The sequence below is a fragment of the Streptomyces sp. NPDC001858 genome (assembly GCF_053594615.1).
Map to the genome: position 1 here is coordinate 99,652 of NZ_JBSFEV010000026.1, position 22,154 is coordinate 121,805.

17 protein-coding genes and 1 tRNA gene are annotated in these 22,154 nt (G+C 69.1%); 11 read left to right on the forward strand and 7 right to left on the reverse strand.

The features are described from left to right. Window positions 1-33 precede the first annotated feature (33 nt). Together ACWCPF_RS30350 and ACWCPF_RS30355 are read left to right on the forward strand one after the other, a co-directional pair. Window positions 34-792 (forward strand): SDR family oxidoreductase, encoded by a 759-nt coding sequence (locus tag ACWCPF_RS30350; protein ID WP_451048291.1) that lies wholly within the window; start codon window positions 34-36, stop codon window positions 790-792. Between the two features lies 1 nt (window position 793). Further along, a complete protein-coding gene (locus ACWCPF_RS30355) occupies window positions 794-1,699 on the forward strand; it encodes an SDR family oxidoreductase (protein WP_451048292.1) in 906 nt (301 codons plus the stop codon). Window positions 1,700-1,775: 76 nt separating this feature from the next. On the opposite strand, the gene ACWCPF_RS30360 is transcribed toward ACWCPF_RS30355, so the two are convergent. Further along, a complete protein-coding gene (locus ACWCPF_RS30360) occupies window positions 1,776-2,672 on the reverse strand; it encodes a hypothetical protein (RefSeq protein ID WP_451048293.1) in 897 nt (298 codons plus the stop codon). 79 nt (window positions 2,673-2,751) lie between these two features. Here ACWCPF_RS30360 and ACWCPF_RS30365 point away from each other — a divergent pair, with 79 nt between their 5' ends. From ACWCPF_RS30365 to ACWCPF_RS30390, 6 genes are all read left to right on the forward strand, one after another. Continuing rightward, window positions 2,752-3,099, forward strand: a complete 348-nt coding sequence (locus ACWCPF_RS30365) for a chorismate mutase (RefSeq protein ID WP_451048294.1) — start codon at window positions 2,752-2,754, stop codon at window positions 3,097-3,099. A 133-nt stretch (window positions 3,100-3,232) separates the two neighbouring features. After that, the gene (gene pepN, locus ACWCPF_RS30370; RefSeq protein ID WP_451048295.1) at window positions 3,233-5,716 is read left to right on the forward strand and encodes an aminopeptidase N; all 2,484 of its coding nucleotides are present in this window, start codon (window positions 3,233-3,235) and stop codon (window positions 5,714-5,716) included. 398 nt (window positions 5,717-6,114) lie between these two features. Next, window positions 6,115-6,750, forward strand: a complete 636-nt coding sequence (locus tag ACWCPF_RS30375; protein WP_451048296.1) for a DUF3800 domain-containing protein — start codon at window positions 6,115-6,117, stop codon at window positions 6,748-6,750. Between the two features lie 175 nt (window positions 6,751-6,925). Beyond that, a complete protein-coding gene (locus ACWCPF_RS30380) occupies window positions 6,926-9,139 on the forward strand; it encodes a hypothetical protein (protein ID WP_451048297.1) in 2,214 nt (737 codons plus the stop codon). 122 nt (window positions 9,140-9,261) lie between these two features. Continuing rightward, window positions 9,262-10,956, forward strand: a complete 1,695-nt coding sequence (locus ACWCPF_RS30385) for an aminotransferase class V-fold PLP-dependent enzyme (protein ID WP_451048298.1) — start codon at window positions 9,262-9,264, stop codon at window positions 10,954-10,956. Next, a complete protein-coding gene (locus ACWCPF_RS30390) occupies window positions 10,953-12,368 on the forward strand; it encodes a lysine N(6)-hydroxylase/L-ornithine N(5)-oxygenase family protein (protein ID WP_451048299.1) in 1,416 nt (471 codons plus the stop codon). Before ACWCPF_RS30385 ends, ACWCPF_RS30390 begins: the two co-directional genes overlap by 4 nt. Window positions 12,369-12,458: 90 nt before the next feature. Here the strand turns inward: ACWCPF_RS30390 and ACWCPF_RS30395 are convergent, their stop codons facing one another. After that, entirely contained in the window at window positions 12,459-14,270 is a 1,812-nt protein-coding gene (locus tag ACWCPF_RS30395) for a bifunctional metallophosphatase/5'-nucleotidase (protein WP_451048300.1), read from the reverse strand. 149 nt (window positions 14,271-14,419) lie between these two features. On the opposite strand from ACWCPF_RS30395, the gene ACWCPF_RS30400 reads away from it, so the two are divergent. Both ACWCPF_RS30400 and pyk read left to right on the forward strand, forming a co-directional pair. After that, window positions 14,420-15,127 (forward strand): SIMPL domain-containing protein, encoded by a 708-nt coding sequence (locus ACWCPF_RS30400; protein WP_451048301.1) that lies wholly within the window; start codon window positions 14,420-14,422, stop codon window positions 15,125-15,127. 154 nt (window positions 15,128-15,281) lie between these two features. Next, window positions 15,282-16,721: a pyruvate kinase gene (pyk, locus tag ACWCPF_RS30405; protein WP_451048302.1), complete on the forward strand. Its 1,440-nt coding sequence runs from the start codon at window positions 15,282-15,284 to the stop codon at window positions 16,719-16,721. A gap of 85 nt (window positions 16,722-16,806) precedes the next feature. On the opposite strand, the gene ACWCPF_RS30410 is transcribed toward pyk, so the two are convergent. Continuing rightward, a tRNA-Leu gene (locus ACWCPF_RS30410) sits at window positions 16,807-16,879 on the reverse strand. Between the two features lie 103 nt (window positions 16,880-16,982). On the opposite strand from ACWCPF_RS30410, the gene ACWCPF_RS30415 reads away from it, so the two are divergent. Continuing rightward, entirely contained in the window at window positions 16,983-17,639 is a 657-nt protein-coding gene (locus ACWCPF_RS30415) for an ANTAR domain-containing response regulator (RefSeq protein ID WP_351910914.1), read from the forward strand. Window positions 17,640-17,716: 77 nt separating this feature from the next. Here ACWCPF_RS30415 and ACWCPF_RS30420 read toward each other — a convergent pair whose 3' ends face one another. From ACWCPF_RS30420 to ACWCPF_RS30435, 4 genes are read right to left on the reverse strand one after another with little or no spacing between them, the layout of a single operon-like run. Continuing rightward, window positions 17,717-18,433 (reverse strand): ABC transporter ATP-binding protein, encoded by a 717-nt coding sequence (locus ACWCPF_RS30420; RefSeq protein WP_451048303.1) that lies wholly within the window; start codon window positions 18,431-18,433, stop codon window positions 17,717-17,719. Beyond that, entirely contained in the window at window positions 18,430-19,344 is a 915-nt protein-coding gene (locus tag ACWCPF_RS30425; RefSeq protein ID WP_451048304.1) for an ABC transporter ATP-binding protein, read from the reverse strand. Before ACWCPF_RS30425 ends, ACWCPF_RS30420 begins: the two co-directional genes overlap by 4 nt. Window positions 19,345-19,349: 5 nt before the next feature. After that, the gene (locus ACWCPF_RS30430; RefSeq protein ID WP_451048305.1) at window positions 19,350-21,173 is read right to left on the reverse strand and encodes a branched-chain amino acid ABC transporter permease; all 1,824 of its coding nucleotides are present in this window, start codon (window positions 21,171-21,173) and stop codon (window positions 19,350-19,352) included. A gap of 5 nt (window positions 21,174-21,178) precedes the next feature. After that, the gene (locus ACWCPF_RS30435; protein ID WP_451048306.1) at window positions 21,179-22,111 is read right to left on the reverse strand and encodes a branched-chain amino acid ABC transporter permease; all 933 of its coding nucleotides are present in this window, start codon (window positions 22,109-22,111) and stop codon (window positions 21,179-21,181) included. Between the last annotated feature and the right edge of the window lie 43 nt (window positions 22,112-22,154).

The following is a 22,154-nucleotide window of genomic DNA, read 5'->3' on the forward strand; positions in this document are numbered from 1 at the left end:
ACCAAACGTTTGTTAGGTGAAAGGTAGCAGCGAATGGAGCTGGACGGGAAGGTCGCCGTCGTCACCGGCGGCACCCGCGGAGTGGGCGCCGGCATCGCGCGCTCCTTCGCGCGCGCCGGCGCCGAGGTCGTGGTCGTCGCCCGCCGCCCACCCGAAGTCCCCCTGCCCAGAACCGAGTTCATCGGCCTCGACGTACGCGACGCCGACGCCGTACGCGACTTCTTCGCCGGGCTGCCCCGGCTCGACGTCCTGGTCAACAACGCCGGCGGCGCGCCCTACCGGCCGCTCGTCCAGGCCGACGCCGCACGCCACGCGCGCGTGATCGAGCTCAACCTGCTGGCCCCGCTGACCGTCTCCCTGGCCGCCCACGAACACCTCAGACGGGCCGCGGGTTCCGTCGTGATGATCGGCAGCGTCAGTGGCAGCCGCCCCTCGCCCGGATCGGCGGCCTACGGAGCCGCCAAGGCCGGCCTGGAGAACCTCGCCCGCTCCATGGCCGTCGAATGGGCGCCCGAGGTACGGGTCAACACACTCGTCGTGGGCATGGTCCACACCGAGCTGGCCCATCTCCACTACGGCGGCGCCGAGGGCGTCGAGGCCGTCTCGCGGACCGTCCCGCTCGGCCGCCTCGCCCAGCCCGCCGACGTCGGCGCGGCAGCCGTCTTCCTCGCCTCCGACGCGTCCGCGTACATCAGCGGGGCGAGCCTGCTCGTGCACGGCGGAGGGGAACGCCCCGCGTTCCTCGACGCCGCGACCGCCAACAAGAAGGACGCCGCCAACAAGGAGGAGTGAAGTGAGCGGAATCTGTGCAGGCCGGGTCGTCGTCGTCACCGGCGCGGGCCGCGGCCTCGGACGCGCGCACGCCCTCGCGTTCGCGGCCCAGGGCGCGCGGCTCGTCGTCAACGACCTCGGCGTCGGCCTCGACGGCGCGCCCGGCCCCGACAGCCCCGCCGCGCAGGTCGTCGCGGAGATCCGCGCGGCCGGCGGCGAGGCGGTCGCCCACGGCGGCGACATCGCCACCCCCGAGGGCGCCGCCTCCCTCGTCACGACCGCCCTGGACACCTACGGGCGGCTCGACACCCTCGTCAACAACGCCGGCTTCCTGCGCGACCGCATGCTCGTCAACCTCGCCGAGGACGACTGGGACGCCGTCCTGCGCGTCCACCTCAAGGGCCACTTCCTCACCCTCAGACACGCCGCCGCCCACTGGCGCGCCGAAGCCAAGGCCGGCCGCACCCCCGTGGCCCGCATCGTCAACACCAGCAGCGGCGCGGGACTCCTCGGCTCGGTCGGCCAGGGAAACTACAGCGCCGCCAAGGCCGGCATCGTCGCCCTGACCCTCGTCGCGGCCGCGGAACTCGCCCGCTACGGAGTCCAGGCCAACGCCATCGCCCCGGCCGCCCGCACCCGCATGACCGAACAGACCTTCGCCGCGACCATGACAGCCCCCGAGACCGGCTTCGACGCCATGGCCCCCGAGAACGTCTCCCCCCTCGTCGTCTGGCTCGGCTCCGCGGCGAGCGAGGGCGTCACCGGCCGCGTCTTCGAGGCGGAGGCCGGGCGGATCACCGTCATGGAGGGCTGGCGACCCGGCCCCACCGCCGACAAGGGAGCCCGCTGGAGCCCCGCGGAGGCGGGGGAGGCCGTACAGAAACTCCTGGCCGAGGCGGAGCCCCCCGGGGCGGTGTACGGAACGTAGCCGGCAGCGCCCCGAAGGGGCGCGGGGAACTGCGCGCCCAGCCACGACGCACCCGCACCCGCCCGCAACGCAGCGCTCACGTGTCGCACTCCAGCACCGTCCGGCACAACCCGCACCGCGCCCGCACCCGCCCCCTGACCGGCACCCTGATCCGCTGATGGCACGTGGGACAGGGAAACGTCACCCGCAACGGGCCCTCCGGGCCGGGCGCGAACGCGTACGGCGACTCCCCGGCGGCCGCCACCGGACGGTGATCCTGCGCGCGGTGCCGATCCCGCGCATACCGCCGCCGCCCCGCCCACCCCGCCCCCGTCAGCGGAGGCTGCTCCCCGTCCTCCCGCGCCCGCGCAGACCCCTTCGCATACGCCGTGTACGCCTGCGCACTGGTGAACCACACCGACGGATCCTCCCCGAAGACCAGCGCCCGCTTCGCCAGCACATACCCGAACTCCTCCGGCGTCAGATACCCCAGCTTCTGCGACGACGCCGCGTCCTCCCGATACGCGTCCAGCAGCAGCCAGCCCGCCCCCAGATACGCCGTCGCCGTGTCCGTCAGGATCTCGTTGTCCCGCGTGCCCCGGAACGACAGCCCCACCCGATGCAGATACACATGCATGATCTCGTGCGCCAGCGCCGCACCGATGTCCTGCCGATGGTTACGGAAACGATCGTTCAGCTCCACGAAGTACTCCGGCCCCGCGGTCAGCTCCACGTTCGCCGCATGCTCCATCTCCCGGAACGCGACGATCATCCGCGCATCCGGCAACCGATAGTGACGCACCAGCTCACGCGCCACCCGCTGCGCCCCCAGATGCAGATCGTCCGCATCGCAGAACGCCACGTCCGCCGGAGCCACACTGGCCGCGAACTGGTGGATCGTGTCGTACGACAACCGCTTGTACAACGCCGTGACAGCGGCCCGCACCGTCTCCAGATGCGGGTACCCGTGCTCGACCGGACCGCCGTTCGCCACGTCCGCACCCCCAAGACGCCGTGCACCCAGTACACCCGGTTCCACTGTACGAGGACCCGGCGCACTAGGCTGGACGCCCATGACCACCAGCAACACCCCCGGACCCGCAGACGTCGACCCCGCCGTCCGCGAGGAGCTCGCCCGGCTGCGCGACAGCATCGACAACATCGACGCCGCCGTCGTCCACATGCTCGCCGAACGCTTCAAGGCCACCCAGCAGGTCGGCCACCTCAAGGCCCGCCATCACCTGCCGCCCGCCGACCAGGCCCGTGAGGCCTCTCAGATCGCCCGGCTGCGCACCCTCGCCGAGAACGCCAAGCTCGACCCCGCCTTCGCCGAGAAGTTCCTCAACTTCATCATCGCCGAGGTCATCCGCCACCACGAGCGCATCGCCGAGGACACCGTCAACGGCTCCGCCCCCAGCTGACCTGCGAGCCCACCCCCGCTCCACCCCCGCCCCACCGGCCGACCCGCAGCGGCGCTCCGGCGCGGGAACGGACATTGCACGCGTACCGATCCGCCCCTGTGCCCGAGCTGCGGTATCAGGCAGCATGTCGTGCATGTCCGTACTGACGCGCGACGAAGCGCAGAGCCGTGCCACGCTCCTCGACGTCCACCGCTACACCATCGAGCTCGATGTGACGACCAGCGGCGAGACCTTCGAGTCCCACACCGTCATCCGGTTCGCCGCGCGCACGGGCGGAGACACCTTCGTCGAGGTCAGGCCCGCCCACCTGCACTCCGTCACCCTCGACGGCGAGCCCCTCGACCCGCGGACGCTGGACGGCAACCGGCTCCCCCTGAACAACCTCACCGCCGGCGACCACGAACTGCGCGTCCGGGCCAGCATGCACTACTCCCGCACCGGCGAGGGCATGCACCGCTTCACCGACCCCACCGACGACGAGACCTACCTCTACACCCAGCTCTTCATGGACGACGTCCAGCGCGTCTTCGCCGCCTTCGACCAGCCCGACCTCAAAGCCGTCTTCGAGGTCACCGTCAAGGCCCCCGAAAACTGGACCGTCCTCGCCAACGGCATCACCGAACACCTCGGCGACGGCCGCTGGCAGGCCGCCCCCACCCCCCTCATCTCCACCTACCTCGTCGCCGTCGCCGCCGGCCCCTGGCACTCCGTGCGCACCGAACACCGCGGACTCCCCTTCGGCATCCACTGCCGCCGCTCCCTCGCCCCCCACCTCGACGCCGACGCCGACGAACTCCTCGAGATCACCCGGCAGTGCTACGACCGCTACCACGAGAAGTTCGACGAGCCCTACCCCTTCGACTCCTACGACCAGGCCTTCGTCCCCGAATTCAACGCCGGCGCCATGGAGAACCCCGGCCTCGTCACCTTCCGCGACGAGTTCGTCTACCGCTCCGCCGTCACCGACGCCGAACGCCAGACCCGCGCCATGGTCATCGCGCACGAAATGGCCCACATGTGGTTCGGCGACCTCGTCACCCTCCAGTGGTGGGACGACATCTGGCTCAACGAGTCCTTCGCCGAGTACATGGGCTACCAGACCCTCACCGAGGCCACCCGCTTCACCGACACCTGGACCGACTTCGGAGTCGTCCGCAAAGCCTGGGGCTACGACGCCGACCAACGCCCCTCCACCCACCCCGTCGCCCCCGAGAACGTCGACGACACCGCCGCCGCCCTCCTCAACTTCGACGGCATCTCCTACGCCAAAGGCGCCTCCGCGCTACGGCAGTTGGTGACCTGGCTCGGCCAGGACGACTTCCTCGCCGGCATCAACACCCACTTCGCCCGGCACAAGTTCGCCAACGCCACCCTCACCGACTTCATCGACTCCCTCGCCGCCCACACCGACCGCGACGTCCACGCCTGGGCCGACGCCTGGCTGCGCACCACCGGCGTCGACACCCTCACCCCCACCGTCAACGGCTCCAACGGCGACCGCACCCTCACCGTCGCACACCACGGCAGCCGCCCCCACCGCATCGCCGTCGGCCTCTACGACCTCGACCTCGCCGACCAAGGCCGCCACCTCACCCTGCGCCGACGCCTCGACATCGACATCCCGCACAGCGCACCCCAGCCCATCGGCAAACGCCCCGCCCTGCTCCTCCTCAACGACCAGGACCTCACCTACACCAAGATCCGCTTCGACCCCGAATCCTTCGAGACCGTCCGCACCAACCTCTCCGGCCTGCCCGACCCGCTCACCCGCGCCGTCGTCTGGAACGCCCTGCGCGACGCCGTCCGCGACGGCGAACTCGCCCCCACCGCCTACCTCGAAGCCGCCCGCGCCCACCTCCCGCAGGAAACCGACCTCGCCCTCGTCCAAGGCGTCCTCGCCTTCGCCTCCGGCCAGGTCGCCGACCGCTACCTCACCCCCGACCGGCGCCCCGCCGCCCTCGCCACCCTCACCGCCCTGTGCCGCGACCTCATCCGCCGCACCGAGGACGGCGACCACCCCGGCCTGCGCCTGATCGCCGTACGCCACTTCATCGACGTCGCCGCCCACCCCGAGACCATCACCGCCTGGCTCGCCGACGGCACCGTCCCCGGCGGACCCGAACTCGACCCCGACCTGCGCTGGCGCGTCCTCGCCCGACTCGCGGTCCTCGGCGCCACCGATGAAACCGCCATCGCCGCCGAACTCGCCCGCGACCCCTCCGCCACCGGCCGCGAAGGCGCCGCCCGCTGCCGCGCCGCCCTCCCCGACCCGGACGCCAAACACACCGCCTGGGTCGCCATGTTCGACCACGACGACCTCTCCAACTACCTCTTCACCGCCACCGCCCAAGGCTTCTGGCAACCCGAACAGGCCGACCTCGTACGCGCATACGTCCCCCGCTTCTACAAGGACGCCGTCGCCGTCGCCGCCCGCCGCGGCCCCGCCATCGCCGACGCCGTGGGCCGCTGGGCCTTCCCCGCCCACGCCGCCGACCCCGACACCCTCCGCCTCGGCCACGAATGCCTCACCGACGCCGACCCCACCCCGGCCCTCCGCCGCAAACTCATCGACCAACTGGACGACCTGGCACGGGTGTTGCGGGTGAGGGGCGATTGAACCCGGAGGCGCTCCCTCCGCTCGGACGCGGTGGGGAGCGCCACTTCGGAGCTCTATAGCGAAGTTGACGGTGTGAAAGATGTGGGTCTAGCCTAAAAGGAGTACGAGCCCTTCATTGCTCCGCGACCAAGCAGACGGCACCAGGCCAGATGCCACTCGCACTCGAACTGGTGGACCCCAGAGATCACTTGAATCTCAGCGGGCTACCGAGGGAGAGGACGAGGAGCGAAGCGATGGACGACGCAGCGCGTATCGCCCGAATCCGTTTGCCTGACCGGCCCGAAGGCCGGCTGGAGTAATCATTTCGACGCGGTGCAGCCACCTGTCGTTCTGATGACCCTGCGGATTCGAGCGGAAGGCCAGGAACAGCCATCAGCGCACCTCAGCCGGTCGATCGTGTGTACCACATCGACGACTCCGGCATTCCCAGCACCGGCCTCGCGCTCTACACCGCTGTGGGCGTCCCGAAGGCCGAAGCCGCACGTGTTCTGCGTGCCTGGCAGGAACTGCGCGACCGCTGGTCGCGTGACCACGGAATCCCTCCCGAGTACGAGCTCCACGCGAACGGCTTTCTCGCCGGCCGCGGGCGTCCCGGTGGCCGCAACCCGCTCAAGATAGAGCGCTACCGCATGGCCCAGGAAGCCCTCGAGGTGATCGCGGCGCAGCCTGGCCTCGACATCGTCACCGTCTACACCCAGGACACAGCCCACTGGGGGCGGGCCAAGCGACGTGCCTACGACCGGCTTCTGCGCGCGCTCGACCAGCGGCTGGCCGAGAGGGGCGAGACCGCCGAACTGATCGTCGACGGAGACGGCAGCGAGCACCTCTACGACGAGGTGCACCTGAACCTGCGCCCGAGCCGCATCCCGGCCCCGGCCGTGGCGGTCCCGGCCCACGCCTCCCCGTGGCTGCAGATGGCCGACCTCGTGGCGTACTGCGGGTGCCAGACGATCGCCCGGCGGGAGAACAGGCAGTTCATGTGGGGCTGGTACGGCCGGCACCTGCCCAAGGCGCCCGCGCCCGAGCGGTGCTGACCGCCACCCACTACATGACGAACCCCGGCCGATGGCCGGGGTTCGTGGAAGCAGACCTGGCGCGCGCTCCTGCGCGGCCCTGACTGCACAGCCAAGTCTACCGGCCTGGGTGGCCTCGGGCCAGTGAACAGGCGAGCGATTTATGGGACATCGGTAGCCCAAAGAAAGGAAGAGCGTGAGCGCATCCACCGAATCACAGGACCAGGTCGACTTCGATCACAGTATCGAAGACGTCGAAGGGGGCCCCGAGACGATCTCGTTCACCTTCGAAGGTGAGGAATTCACCGTCTCGGGCTTCGAACGCACCCTGCCCGTTCCCTCCACCCCTGGCGATCGCGCCCAGCTCGTCAAGGCCGGCCTGCTCGCCGAAGGCGCCGCCCTCGACGAGGACGCATGGCACGCCGTCGCCCGCGCCATCATCTCGCCCGAGGCCGCAGCCGCCCAGCTGCGCTCCGCCAAGGGACAAGCTTCGGCCCTGATCGAGGAGCACGTCGAAGGCGCCACCCTGCGCTCCCTGCACACCCGGGTCTGGCTGACCGAACTGTTCCCCGGGCACCAGCCACGCACCAGCCAGGGTGCCCTGCCCGTCGACGACCCAGAGGTCCACGGCGACATCGACGAAGAGGGACGCCCCTACGCCCGCGTCGTCTACCGCTACCGCGACCGTAAGCATCTCCGCGACCACCTCGCCCAGACCATAGAACAGACCAGGCACGCCAACCCCAACCCCTACGACCGCTCGATCCTCGCCCGGCGCATCACCCGGGCCGTCATCGCGCACCCCTGCCGACTCGAATTCGCCGACGGCGACGAACACATGGACGTCCTCGCCGTACGCGACGGCATCACCCGGCTGACCAGCGCCTGGGCCCTGCTCACCGACGGCGCGGCACCCTACGCCGACGACATCGCCGCCACGGCGCTACGCATCCTGACCGCCGAGAAGACACAGCGCCGAGGCTCCGCCGAGAGGTCCCTCAGCCAGCGCATGGCACTGGGCCGGCAAGAAGCGCTCAACGGGCTCCTGGCGGAGTTCCAGCGAGGTGTCAATCAGCCCCAGCCCGCGGACCGATCCGTACGGCTCGGCCAGACGCTCGTCGTGCCCGCCCAGGTCACCGTCGGGATTCACCGGCACGGCTCTGCGGGACTCTCTGCCGAGGAGGTCTTCGACGACGCCGTCCGCTCCATCCTCGCCTCGATCCACGTCGAATTCCGGCACTGGGAGGCCGCCGCACAGAACGTGGAGGTCGGCAGCCGTGCCATCAGCCGGGTACGGCTCCCAGGACTCCCGCAGAACAGCCTCCTCGACGGGATCATCGGCCTCGCCCTGGGGCGCCGCAAGCCGGAGGACCTGTCCGCCGTCTTCGGCAGGAGCGACATCCCGGGAACCCCCCTCTGGCGCGCCGTCTACCTGACCCACTTCCTCACCCGGCCCGAGGTCTTCGAGCAGGTGAAGAGGTTCGCCAAGGACATCAAGGGCACCAGCCAGATGAAGACCTCGGGGTACGCCGAACTCCTCGGTCCCGTCATCGATCTGCCCTGGCGCGGCCACAAAGTGGGCTCGCTCCAGCAGGCACGCAACGCCTGGGCCAACGGCGGCGTCCTCACCAAGGGGGTTCTGGGCGGCTGGCAGCCCACCCCGGTCACGGACTTCACCGATCTCGTCGAGCCGGCGCTGAAGGGGAACAACGACGCCCGCCAGACCCTCGCGGTCGCGGGCGGAATCGCGCTCATCGCGGACAAGCTCATCACCCGCAACGTCGGCTCCGCCGTGGGCAGGACCGTTCCGTTCCGCGCCAACACCGACCAGATCGTGGCCGGCCTCGCCGAATCGGAGAAGGGACTGTGGAGTCTGGCCCTCGCGGCCGGCGCCTTCGAAGCCAGGCGGGAGTGCCTGAACTCCTTCACCGACGCTCAGCTCCTGGCGCGCAACCCGGCCGACATGTACACCATCCCGGCCGTCGACCTTGCGGCAGCGGACAAGGTGGCACGGGACGCCGGCGGCCGAGCGGTCCAACCTCTCGACCAGTGGACCGTCGTCGCTCTCTCCAACCCCGACAAGGCACAGCAGGCCGAACAGGAGCGGCAGCAGAAGGACCAGGACGCCGCCGGCTCCCAGCAGACCGTCTCCGAGCAACTCGCTGTCGAACGACGTGCCCTGCGGCAGGCCGTGACCGAAGCCCGGTTCGCCGTGGAGCGCCTGCTGAAAATCGCGGACGGCCCCGAGGCCAGAGCCACCACCGTCCACCCTTTCGGATCGCAGGAGGAACTGGACCGGATGATCGCCGAGGTGCGGCAACTCGTCGGTCGGATCACCCTGCACACGCAGACGGCCGACGGGGAACCGCAGGACGACGAAGACGACCAGGACGAAGAGTTCGCGGACTGATCCGCCGCTCCCGACGATCTCCTACCCCCTTTCGGGTACCGATCGCCGTTCTCTCCGGGCGTGTCCTCGCGGCCGTGTACAAGCTGGAAACCCCAGTCATACGCGGCCCTCCGGAGGACATCATGAGCACCCAGCCGCTCGCTTCCGGACCCCAAGGCGCCGACGCGCTACGGCCGTTGCTCGCGGACGTCCTCGACGCACTCGACACCGGTGCGCGGGCGCGGGGCGGCCCGCTGCCGGCCGGCGGCCCCCCAGCCGTCGCCGCCCGCCTGCGCCACGCCGCCGGCGACCTGCTCCCCGAACACGGCGACCCGGACGCCCTGGCCACCCTCGTCCGGGCCCTCGCCGCAGGCTCCGCCGACCCCGCCCACCCCCACTGCGCCGCCCACCTCCACTGCCCGCCCCTCGCTGTCGCGGCTGCAGCTGACCTTGCGGTCTCCGCCCTCAACCCCTCGCTCGACTCCTGGGACCAGGCCCCGGCCGCCTCCGAACTCGAAGCACTCCTCACCCGGACGCTCGCCACCGAGATCTACGGCCGCGCACCCGACGCCGACACCCCCGCCAGCACCCCCGCCAGCCTGCGGCCCAGCCACCCGCCCGACATTGGCACACCGGACGGCTCCGCCTCCGGCGGTGGCATGCCGGGTGGCTCCGTTCCCGCCAGCGGCACACCGGGCGGCTCCTCCTCCGGCGGTGGCATGCCGGACGGTTCCGCCTCCGGCGGTGGCATGCCGGGTGGCTCCGTTCACGGCAGTCGCACGCCGGGCGGCTTCGCCTCCGGCGGTGGCATGCCGGGTGGCTCCGTTCACGGCAGTCGCACGCCGGGCGGCTCCTCCTCCGGCGGCCGCGTGCCCAGCCGGTCCGGCTCCGGGTATCGCGGCGAAGCCGTCATCACCACCGGTGGCACCGAAGCCAACCAGCTTGCTCTTCTCCTCGCTCGCGAAGCGCATGGACGCGAACTACGGCTCGTCTGCGGCGCCAACGCGCACCACTCACTGCCCCGCGCCGCCTGGCTCCTCGGCCTCCCCGAACCCGTCGTCGTCCCCACCCCCACCGGCACCCTCGACCCCGCCGCCCTCGCCGCCGCCCTCCCCGACGGCCCCGTGCTCGTCGCCGCCACCGCCGGCACCACCGACGCCGGACTCATCGACCCCCTCCCCGAGATCGCCACCCTGTGCCGCGACCGCGGCGCCCGCCTCCACATCGACGCCGCCTACGGAGGCGCACTCCTCTTCAGCCCCCGCCACCGCACCAAACTCACCGGCCTCGACACCGCCCACACCCTCACCCTCGACCTGCACAAACTCGGCTGGCAACCCATCGCCGCCGGACTCCTCGCCCTCCGCGACCCCCACGACCTGCACCCCCTCCACCACCACGCCGACTACCTCAACGCCGACGACGACACCGACGCAGGCCTCCCCGACCTCCTCGGCCGCTCCCTGCGCACCACCCGCCGCCCCGACGCCGTCAAAATCGCCGTCACCCTCAAAACCCTCGGCCGCACCGGACTCGCCGCCCTCATCGACCAAGTCTGCGAAAAAGCCGAGGAGTTCGCCGCCCTCGTCACCGCACACCCCCACCTCGAACTCCACTCCCCACCCACCATCACCACCGTCCTCTTCCGCCCCGCACACGCCACCGACCACACCGTGGCCGACATCCGCCGCAGCCTCCTCACCGACGGCCACGCCGTCCTCGGCCGCGCCCGTCTCGACGGCCGACTCTGGCTCAAGACCACCCTCCTCAACCCCCACATCCGGACCGAAGACCTCACCGCCCTCCTACGCCTGGTGGAAGGACACACCCCCGCATGAACACGCCCCCACACCCCGACACCCCCCGCGACCTCGTCGGCATCGGCATCGGCCCCTGCAACCTCTCCCTCGCCGCCCTCGCCCACCCCCTCGCCGAACTCGACGCCGTCTTCTACGAACAACGCCCCCGCTTCGACTGGCACCCCGGCCTCCTCATCGACGGCGCCCGCATCCAGGTCCCCTTCCTCGCCGACCTCGTCACCCTCGCCGACCCCACCAGCCCCTGGACCTTCCTCAACTACCTCAAAACCCACCAACGCCTCTACCCCTTCTACTTCGCCGAGCGCTTCCACATCCCACGCGCCGAATACGACGCCTACTGCCGCTGGGCCGCCGACAACCTCCCCGGACTCCACTTCCGCCACCAGGTCGACGCCGTCCGCTGGAACCCCGAACGCGACGTCTTCGAAGTCGACTTCACCCACCTCGACCCCGACGGCGAAGCCGAAGCCCTCGGCCGCACCTACACCACGAACATCGTCCTGGGCATCGGCACCGAGCCCTACATCCCCGACCCCCTGCGCCCCCTCGTCGAGGCCCCCGGCGTCCCCGTCATCCACGCCGCCGACTACCTGGCCCACCGCGACACCCTCCTCACCGCCGGCCACATCACCGTCGTCGGCTCAGGACAGTCCGGCGCCGAAGTCTTCCTCGACCTCCTCCGCAACCGCCCCACCGGCCGCGAACAACTCCACTGGATCGGCCGCACCGACGCGTTCACCCCCATGGAGTACTCCAAACTCGGCCTCGAACACTTCACCCCCGACTACACCCGCTACTTCCACGCCCTCCCCGAAGGCGTCCGCGACCGCCTCGTCACCACCCAATGGCAACTCCACAAGGGCATCGACGCCGACACCCTCGCCGCCATCCACGACGAGCTCTACCGCCGCACCCTGAACGGCGGCTGGCCCGACACCGTCCTCACCCCCGGCGTCCGCGTCCGCACCGCAGGCCGCATCGCCACCACCAAAATCGAACTCCACCTCGAACACATCCAGCAGAACACCCGCACCCGCCTCACCACCGACGCCGTCGTCCTCGCCACCGGCCACCGCGAACGCCCCCTCGACCGCCTCCTCGTCGGCCTCGACCCCTACCTCCGCCGCGACAACAGCGAACGCCCCCGCGTCGACCAGCACTTCCGCCTCGTCCTCGACCCCTCCGTCACCGCCACCGGCTGCAACGTCTACGTCCAGAATGCCGAACGCCACACCCACGGCGTAGGCGCCCCCGACCTCGGCCTCGCCGCCTGGCGCAGCGCCACCATCCTCAACACCCTCACCGGCAAAGAGACCTACCCCCTCCCCACCCGAACCGCCTTCACGACCTTCGGACTCGAACCACAACCCCGAATCCCGCACGCCCGCCAGGCCCCACCCACCCTCACCCCCCTCGTCGACCGACGCTGAACACGCCGACGGCGCCGGCTCGAAAGCCGGCGCCGCACACCAACGACGTCACACCGAACGACGTCACACCGAACGACGTCACACCAACCGCTAGAACACCGGCGTGCCCGCACGCGTCAGCTTCCAGTCCACCGACGCGAAGTCCTTCGGGTCCAGCACACCCTTCGCGGTCACCCATTCCGAAATCCGCGTACGGATCTCCGTCGACTCCGCCCACAGCTCCTGCGCCGACGCCACATGCGGGAACGCGCCACCGCCGTTCGCCCGATAGTTGTTCACCGCGAACACGAACTGCTGAGCGTCGTCCAGAGCAGCGCCGTTGTACGTCAGATTCCTGATCCGCGAACCCGCCGGCTGCGCGATGTCGATCTCGTACGCCAGCCCCGACACATAGTCGTAGTTGTAGTCCGGACGCCCCGCCGCATTCGTCAGCTTCTCCGGATCGACCACCGCGTCCGCCGCCGTCTGCACGAAATACTGCGCCGAGTACTCCAGATACGCCCGCACCTGCGCACCCGTCAGCAACTTCGCCACCAGCGTGTTGTCGTACACATACAGGCTCGACAGATCCCGGATCGTCACCTCGCCCGCCGGAATCTCCGACGTCCGCGAGAACGGCGACGCCTGCGCGAGCACCGGCAGCGACGCATACGACGTACCGGCCAGAGCCGCCTTGACGACGTCCTCCTGCACCTTGGTGATCAGATCGATGATCGGCGCGTCCTTGTACCGCGCCTCCACCGTCGTCAACGTCTCCGTCGCCGTACCGACCACCTGGTTGACGTACGCCACGACCTTCGCGTGCTCATCGCTCAGCAGCCTGGTGATCTTCGGGTCGTCGGCGACGGTGTTGGAGTTCAGCACCTTCGACGCGACGGACTCGACGGCCCACCGCCCCTTCTCGAACACCAGCGCGATGTCGAAGACCGACAACCGCTCCGCGTACGCCAGCGGCTCCGACAGCACCACCGTCTTCCCCGACTTCGCGTTCGTGACCTTCAGCTCCGGGATCTCCACATGCGCGTGCCCCACCAGAATCGCGTCGATGTCCGGCACCTGCTGCGCCACCAACGCCGCCGAATTCTCGATGTACGGCAACTGATCACCGTACGACGACGTACCCGACGAACCCGAATGCGCCGACACGATCACCACATCCGCACCCAGCGACTTCAGCTTCGGCACCCACTTCGCCGCCTGCTCCTCCAGCCCCGGGAACGCCAGCTTGCCCTGCACATACGCCTTGTCCCAGATCGCGATACCCGGGTTCGTCAGCCCCAGCACCGCCACCTTCACCGGCGGCGCACCCTTCACACAGAACGTCTTGATCACATAAGGCGGAAACGCCGGCTTCAGTGTCTTCGCGTCCACTGCATTTGCACCCAGCAACGGAAAACGCAACTGCGACTCGAACTTGCGCAGCGTCTCGATGCCGTAGTTGAACTCGTGGTTGCCCAGCGCCGCCGCGTCATACCCGATCGCATTCATCGCCTGCGCCATCGGATGCACCGGACCACCCTTGGCGGTGATCGGATCCACCTTCGCGTAGTAATACGTCAGCGGAGTGCCCTGGATCGTGTCGCCCGCATCCAGCAGCAGCGTGTTCTCGCGCCCCTTCTCCGCCCGGATTTGGTTCACCAGCGTCGAGATCCGCGCCAGACCCTGCGCATTGCCGGCCGCGTCCTTGTACTCCGCGTCCTTGAAGTAATCCCAGTTGAACACGTGACCATGCAGGTCCGTCGTCCCCAGCACCGTCAGCGCATACCGCTTCGGCTGCTTGACCGGCTTGCCCGGCTGCTTCGCCTCGGCGGCCTGCGCCGGCGCCACGGCAGCACCCGCGATCGCCACCCCCGCCCCGGTCACAGCGGACTTCTTCAGGAACTTCCGGCGATTCAACGGCATGTCTCATGCTCCTCGGGGAATCTGCAACGACGCGCGTAGATTCTGACCCGGACATGACCGACGGCAACAGGTCCAGAAGGTTTCGATCTGATGACCAGAACGGTCAACTCCCGCCAAGAGCCAAGGAAACCCATGACAAGCTGGGACGTATGACCTCCCCGCAGGAACCCCCGCAAGGCACCCCCGACGCCCCCGTCCTCACGGTCCGCGGCGAGGCCGAACTCGAAGTCGACCCCGAGATCGCCCGCATCGGCATCACCGTCACCGCCCGCGGCCGCGACCGCCGCACCACCCTCGACGACCTCACCCGCCGCAACACCGCCGTCCTCGACCTCATCAAGTCCTACGGCGACGCCATCGAGAACCTCTCCACCGGCACCGTCACCCTCACCCCCGAACTCACCCAGCGCGGACGAGGCGAACGCATCCGCACCCACCACGGCACCATCCACCTCACCGCCGAACTCAACGACTTCACCGCCCTCGGCGAACTCATCACCCGCCTCGCCGACCTCGACCTCACCAGATTCGACGGCCCCAGCTGGGAACTCCGCCCCACCTCACCCGTCCACCGCCGAGCCCGCCAGCAAGCCGTACACGAAGCCGTGCAACGCGCCAACGAATACGCCGAAGCCCTCGGCACCACCGTCGCCGCACTCCTCGAACTCGCCGACCCCGGCACCGGCAGCGCGGGCCCACGCCCCCGCTCGGCCTTCGGCCGCCGCGCCGTCCGCTTCTCCATGGCCGCAGCCGAAGCCGAATCGGCCGCCCCCGAACCCCTCGACCTCGAACCCCAGCGCATCCATGTCCGCGCAGAGGTGAACGCCCGGTTCACCATGAATCCGCCGACCCTGTAAAAAAGCGGCCCGTAAGAACAGCACGCAAAAGCCGACGCTCATTCGAGCGGTAGCCCGCACACTTTATAAGTTGTCAACAACCCTTCACGCAAAGGTTGTTGAGCAGCCATGTGCCACGAATTACCTACCCATCGGTAAGCAATAAGCTCGAAACATGCGCCGAGCAAAAATCGTCTGCACCCTGGGCCCCGCCACCGACACATACGACCAGATCAAAGCCCTGGTCGACGCCGGAATGGACGTCGCCCGCTTCAACCTCAGCCACGGCAGCCACGCCGAACACGAGGAGCGCTACCACCGCGTCCGCAAGGCCTCCGACGAAACCGGCCACAGCGTCGGCCTCCTCGCCGACCTTCAAGGCCCGAAGATCCGCCTCGGCCACTTCGCCGAAGGCCCCGTACTCCTCGAACGCGGCGACACCTTCACCATCACCGTCGAGGAGGGCGTCGCAGGCGACGGCAAGCGCTGCGGCACCACCTACGCCGGCCTCGCCGACGACGTGACACCGGGCGAGCGGGTCCTCGTCGACGACGGAAAGGTCTGCCTGGAGGTCACCGAGGTCGACGGCCCGCACGTCCACACGCGCGTGCTGGAAGGCGGCGTGATCTCCGACCACAAAGGCCTGAACCTGCCGGGCGTGGCCGTCTCCGTCCCCGCCATGTCCAAGAAGGACGAAGAAGACCTCCGCTGGGCGCTCCGCACCGGCTTCGACGTCATCGCCCTCTCCTTCGTCCGCAGCGGCCGCGACATCCTCGACGTCCACCGCATCATGGACGAGGAAGGCCGCCGCCTCCCCGTCATCGCCAAGGTCGAAAAACCCCAGGCCGTCGAGAACATCGACGACATCGTCGCCGCCTTCGACGGCATCATGGTCGCCCGCGGCGACCTCGGCGTCGAGATGCCCCTGGAACAGGTCCCGATCGTCCAGAAGCGAGCCATCAAACTGGCGAAGCGCAACGCCAAGCCCGTCATCGTCGCCACCCAGATGCTCGACTCCATGATCGAGAACTCCCGGCCGACCCGCGCCGAAGCCTCCGACGTCGCCAACGCGGTCATCGACGGCACCGACGCGGTGATGCTCTCCGGCGAGACCAGCGTCGGCAAGTACGCGATCCAGACGGTCCGCACGATGGCGAAGATCGTGGCGGCGGCCGAGGAGGACATCCTCGCGAAGGGCCTCCCGCCCCTGACCGACAGCAACAAGCCCCGAACCCAGGCCGGCGCGGTCGCCCGGGCGGCGGCGGAGATCGGCGACTTCCTCGGCGCGAAGTTCCTGGTCGCCTTCACCCAGAGCGGCGACACGGTCCGCCGCCTCTCCCGCTACCGCTCCCCGATTCCCCTCCTGGCCTTCACCCCGGAGCCGGCGACCCGCTCCCAGCTGAACCTGACCTGGGGCGTGGAGACGTTCCTCGGCCCGCACGTCGACTCGACGGACGCGATGGTCGACCAGGTCGACGAACTGCTGCTGAAGTACGGCCGCTGCGAAAAGGGCGACGTGGTCGTGATCACCGCCGGCTCGCCGCCCGGCGTCTCGGGCTCGACGAACCTGGTCCGCGTCCACCACATCGGCGAGGACGACAGCCCCAAGCAGTGATCGCGACGACACGCAGCAAAAAGCGGATGTTCACGAGAACGGGAACATCCGCTTTTCTTTCGCGACCTTGGGAACCAAGGAAAAGTGCCCCGAGTCGGATTCGAACCGACGCTGTATGGGTTTTGAATCCATGGCCTCTACCGCTGGGCTACCGGGGCCCCTTCGAAACGAAGGTCAGCGGTCACCCGCTGTGCCACTACCTTACCGCAGCTAGGTAGGCTCTTGTCAGCAGTACCCCTGTGCCCTGAACGAGGAGCCCCCGTGACCGCCCCCGAGTCGCCCCAGCCCGTGGACGCGCCCGATGACGACAAGTCGCATGTGCCTCCGCTGACGACCCGTGTCGTCATCGCCGAGGACGAGGCCCTGATCCGGCTCGACCTCAAAGAGATGCTGGAGGAAGAGGGCTACAGCGTCGTCGGCGAGGCCGGTGACGGTGAGCAGGCCGTCGAACTCGCCCGTGAGCACAAGCCCGACCTCGTCATCCTCGATGTGAAGATGCCCAAGCTGGACGGCATCTCGGCGGCCGAGAAGATCGCCGAGGAGCGCATCGCGCCCGTCCTGATGCTGACCGCGTTCTCGCAGCGCGACCTCGTCGAGCGGGCGCGTGACGCCGGTGCGATGGCGTACCTCGTGAAACCGTTCAGCAAGAGCGACGTCGTCCCGGCGATCGAGATGGCCGTCTCGCGCTTCACGGAGCTGCGGGAGTTGGAGAACGAGGTCGCGGATCTGACGCTGCGGCTGGAGACGCGCAAGCTGGTGGACCGGGCGAAGTCGATCCTGCAGACGGAGTACGGGCTGACGGAGCCGGCCGCGTTCCGGTGGATCCAGAAGACGTCGATGGACCGGCGGATGTCGATGCAGCAGGTCGCGGAGGCGGTCATCCAGGACGCCGACGAGAAGAAGTCGTCCAAGGGCTGAGCCGTCCGGCCGAGCGAAACGACGAGGCCCGCGCCCGGAGAAGGGGCGCGGGCCTCGTCGTATGCGAGAGAGGGAACTCAGTCCTCGCCGAGGTACGCCTTGCGGACGGACTCGTCGTGCAGGAGGTCCTGGCCGGTGCCGGAGAGGACGATCTTGCCGATCTCCATGACGTGACCGTGGTCGGCGAGCGAGAGGGCGGCCTGGGCGTTCTGCTCGATGAGCAGGATCGTCATGCCCTGGGACTTCAGCTCGGCGATGGTCGCCATGATCTTCTGCATCATGATGGGGGAGAGACCCATGGAGGGCTCGTCCAGCATCAGCAGCTTCGGCTGGGACATGAGGGCGCGGCCCATCGCCAGCATCTGCTGTTCGCCGCCGGACAGGGTGCCCGCGGCCTGCTTACGGCGCTGTCCCAGGATGGGGAAGAGGTCGTAGGCGCGCTGGATGTCCTTCTCGATGCCTGCCTTGTCGCTGCGGAGGAAGGCGCCGAGGCGGAGGTTGTCCTCGATCGTCATGCGGGGGAAGATGTGCCGGCCCTCGGGGGAGTGGGCGAGTCCCTGGCTGACGATGTTGTGGGCGGGGATCTTCTTCAGCGATTTGCCGTTGAATTTGATCTGGCCGCCGACGGGCTTGAGGAGCCCGGAGAGGGTGCGCAGGGTGGTGGTCTTGCCGGCGCCGTTGGTGCCGATGAGGGTGACGACTTCGCCGGCCTCGACCTTGAACGAGATGCCCTTGACGGCTTCGATCTTGCCGTAGGCGACTCGGAGGTCTTCGACTTCGAGCAGTGCGGTCATCGGTCGTTCTCCTTGGCGGGCGCGGCGTCCGTCGGGGTGGCGGCGCTGTCGGCGTTCGCTTCGGCGGCCTCGACTTCGGCGATCTCTTCTGCGCCGGGGGCGTTTTCGAAGGGTTCGCCGAGGTAGGCGGCGACCACTCGTTCGTCGCCCTGGACGGTGGCGCTGTCGCCTTCGACGAGTTTTTCGCCTTGGACGAGGACGGCGACGCGGTCGCAGAGGTTGAAGATGAAGCGCATGTCGTGCTCGATGACGAGGACGGCGATGCCCTGGTCGCGGATGGCGAAGACGAGTTCTTCGGTGGCGCGGGTTTCCTGCGGGTTCATGCCGGCGGTCGGCTCGTCGAGGAGGAGCAGACCGGGTTCGCTGGCGAGTGCGCGGGCGATCTCCAGCTTGCGCTGTTCGCCGTAGGGGAGGTTGCGGGCGAGGTGGTCGGCCTTCTTCTCCAGTCCGACGAACTCGAGGAGTTCCATGGCGCGTTCGCGGGAGGCGGCTTCGGCTTTGTGGAAGCCGGGGAGGCGGAGGATGGCCGACCAGAAGCCTTCTTTGGTGCGGGTGTGGCGGCCGACGAGGACGTTTTCCAGGACCGTCATGTTGGCGAAGAGCCGGATGTTCTGGAAGGTGCGGGCGATGCCGGCGGCGGTGACCTTGAAGGATTTGGGCGGCAGGACGTTGCCCTTGAAGCGGACCTCTCCCTCGGTGGGGATGTAGAGGCCGGTGAGGCAGTTGAAGAAGGTGGTCTTGCCGGCGCCGTTGGGGCCGATGAGTCCGACGATCTCGCCGCTGTTGACGGTGAGGTCGACGTTGCGGACGGCGGTGAGGCCGCCGAATCGCATGGTGACGCCGCGGGCGTCGAGCACCGTTTCGCCGACGGGGGCGACAGGGGCGTCCTTGGTGGTGGTGTCGCTGGTCATGGTGGTCAGGCCCCTGCCTTGGTGAGGACGGTGGGCGCTTCGGCGTCTTCGTGGAATTCGAGCTGGCGGCGCCGGTTGGGGATCATGCCTTCCGGGCGGAAGCGCATCAGCAGGATGAGTGCGAGGCCGAAGGCGAAGAGCTGGTAGTCGCCGAAGAACTGGAGCTTGTTGGGGATGAGGTAGAGCAGGGAGGCGCCGATGAGGGGGCCGCTGATGGTGCCCATGCCGCCGAGGACGACTGCGGCGAGCAGGAAGGCGGAGTTGGGCGGGATGGCGCCGGCGAAGACGTACTGCTCGGGGGTGACGGTGTAGGTCACGTGGGCCTGGACGGTACCGGCGAGTCCGGCGAGGGAGGCGCCGACGGCGAAGGCGATGAGCTTGACGCGGAAGCCGTTGATGCCCATGGCGAGGGCGGCGGTCTCGTCTTCGCGGATGGCGACCCAGGCGCGGCCGATGCGGGAGTCGCCGCTGCGTCGGAAGACGGTGACGACGATGGCGGTGATGATCAGCATCAGGAAGAAGTAGTTGGCGAAGCGGCCGATGCTGAATCCGCCGATGTCGTGGACGGCGCCGAAGTCGAACCCGAGGATGTTGAGGTTCGGGATGGAGGAGATGCCGTTGGAACCGTTGGTGATGTCGGGGCCGGAGGTGCCGTCGAGGTTGTTGGCGGTGATGCGGAAGATCTCGCCGAAGCCGAGGGTGACGATGGCGAGGTAGTCGCCGCGCAGTCGCAGGGTGGGGGCGCCGATGAGGACGCCGAAGACGAGAGAGGCGGCGGTGCCGACGAGGGCGGCGGCCCAGAACGGGAAGTGCACGTCGAAGGGCGAGCTGGGGGAGCCGGAGACGAGTGAGGCGGCGTAGGCGCCGACGCCGAGGAAGGCGACGTAGCCGAGGTCGAGGAGTCCGGCGAGGCCGACGACGATGTTCAGGCCGAGGGCGACGGTGGCGAAGATGAGGATGTAGACGCCTACGGTCGCGTACTGGTCGTCGGTCTGGGTGAAGGGGAAGAGTGCGGCGGCGACGAACGCGCCGCAGGTGGTGATGTTCTGGTGCCGGGCGGTGATCTGGCTTGCCTGGGCGACGAGGCCGGACTTGTTGAGGGCGGCGAAGCCGAAGCCGGCGGTGATGAGGAAGCCGACGAAGAGTTCGTCGTACTCGGTGCCGATGCCGTAGGTGAAGACGGTGAGGCCGAGGGCGAGTACGGCGACGATGATCAGGATCTCGGCGTAGGAGGGGAGCTTGCCGACGGGCTTGGCGGTGCCGGAGGCGAAGGCGGCCTTGACGGTGTCCCACTGGTGGGCGGCCTGGTGCTTGCGGTGTTCCCACGCGGTGTCGTCGGGGTCGATCGGGTCGGCTTCGGGGTGCTCGAAGGGCAGGGCGAGGGCGCCGAGGAAGGCGGTGAGGCTGCCTATGGCGACGAGGTAGCCGCCGATTTCGAGGTTGACGACGCCGCCGAGGTCGGCGCTGATCGCGATGACCGTGTACCAGCTGGTGGCGAAGGTGGCGAGGGCGGCGAACTTGATGGCGCCGTCGCTGCCTGCGGGGATCAGCCAGCCGAGGCCCTTGACGCCGTAGGAGGCGAGGGCGAAGAGGGTGGTGAGGGCGCCGCCGATGAGGACGAGGACCTGGAGGCCGCCGGGGTAGCCGTAGACAGTGAGGTCGCCGGGGAAGGCGCTGGTCCAGGTCCAGGCGAGGAAGGTGGAGATGATGGTGAGGACGGCGCCGCCGGTGGCGAGGGCGCGGGCGATGGGTGCCGGGATGCCGATGAGGCCGGCCTGGGCGGAAGCGGTCTTGCCGAGCGCTTCGGCGGTGGTGGTCTGTGTTGTCATCGGTGTCACGCCCTGTCCGCGACGCGCTCGCCGAGCAGGCCCTGGGGCCGCAGGAGGAGCACGAGGATGAGGAGTACGAAGGCCCAGACGTCGGCCCAGGCGTTGCTGCCGAACTGGCTCATGCCGGGGATGTCGGCGATGTAGGCGGTGGCCAGGGTTTCGACGACGCCGAGGACGAGGCCGCCGATCATGGCTCCGTAGATGTTGCCGATGCCGCCGAGGACGGCTGCGGTGAAGGCCTTGAGGCCGAGGAGGAAGCCCATGGTGAAGGAGACCTGGCCGTACTTGAGGCCGTAGGCGACGCCTCCGATGGCCGCGAAGGTGGCGCCGAGGGCGAAGGCGATCACGATGATGCGGTCGGTGTTGACGCCCATGAGCTTGGCCGTGTCGGGGTCCTGGGCGGTGGCCTGCATGCCGCGTCCGGTGCGGGTCTTCATGACGAAGTAGCCGAGGATGGCCATGCTGATGGGGGCGGCGATGAGGAGGAAGACGTCGCCGGTCTGGATGGTGACGTCGCCGAAGTTGAAGGGGCCGCCGTCGATCTGGGGGAAGACGCGGGCGGACTTGGCCTCGGGGTACCAGGCCCAGACGGCCTGCTGGAGGGCGAGGGAGAGGCCGATGGCGGTGATGAGCGGGGCGAGGCGGGGTGCGTTGCGCAGCGGACGGTAGGCGAATCGTTCCGCTCCCACGGCGACGGTCACGGAGACCATCACGGCGCCGACGAGCATCAGTGGCAGGGCTATGGCCATGGATGTGCCGTCGGGGAGTACGTATGCGTAGACCGTGAGAGCGCCGAACGCTCCGGTCATGAAGATTTCGCCGTGGGCGAAGTTGATGAGCTGGACAATGCCATAGACCATTGTGTAGCCGATGGCGACAAGCCCGTACATGGATCCCAGTAGCAGGCCGTTGACCAGCTGCTGCGGCAGTTCGTTCACCGCATGTCCTCCGAGACGGTTCGGATGTTTCGACGGGGGGCCG

What these genes read in the sequence shown, in the direction of transcription:
- ACWCPF_RS30350 (WP_451048291.1), top strand. Translation starts at nt 34, where the DNA reads ATGGAGCTGGACGGGAAGGTCGCCGTCGTCACCGGCGGCACCCGCGGA.
- ACWCPF_RS30365 (WP_451048294.1), top strand. Translation starts at nt 2,752, where the DNA reads ATGACCACCAGCAACACCCCCGGACCCGCAGACGTCGACCCCGCCGTC.
- pepN (WP_451048295.1), top strand. Translation starts at nt 3,233, where the DNA reads ATGTCCGTACTGACGCGCGACGAAGCGCAGAGCCGTGCCACGCTCCTC.
- ACWCPF_RS30385 (WP_451048298.1), top strand. Translation starts at nt 9,262, where the DNA reads ATGAGCACCCAGCCGCTCGCTTCCGGACCCCAAGGCGCCGACGCGCTA.
- ACWCPF_RS30390 (WP_451048299.1), top strand. Translation starts at nt 10,953, where the DNA reads ATGAACACGCCCCCACACCCCGACACCCCCCGCGACCTCGTCGGCATC.
- ACWCPF_RS30395 (WP_451048300.1), bottom strand. Translation starts at nt 14,270, where the DNA reads ATGCCGTTGAATCGCCGGAAGTTCCTGAAGAAGTCCGCTGTGACCGGG.
- ACWCPF_RS30400 (WP_451048301.1), top strand. Translation starts at nt 14,420, where the DNA reads ATGACCTCCCCGCAGGAACCCCCGCAAGGCACCCCCGACGCCCCCGTC.
- pyk (WP_451048302.1), top strand. Translation starts at nt 15,282, where the DNA reads ATGCGCCGAGCAAAAATCGTCTGCACCCTGGGCCCCGCCACCGACACA.
- ACWCPF_RS30420 (WP_451048303.1), bottom strand. Translation starts at nt 18,433, where the DNA reads ATGACCGCACTGCTCGAAGTCGAAGACCTCCGAGTCGCCTACGGCAAG.
- ACWCPF_RS30425 (WP_451048304.1), bottom strand. Translation starts at nt 19,344, where the DNA reads ATGACCAGCGACACCACCACCAAGGACGCCCCTGTCGCCCCCGTCGGC.
- ACWCPF_RS30430 (WP_451048305.1), bottom strand. Translation starts at nt 21,173, where the DNA reads ATGACAACACAGACCACCACCGCCGAAGCGCTCGGCAAGACCGCTTCC.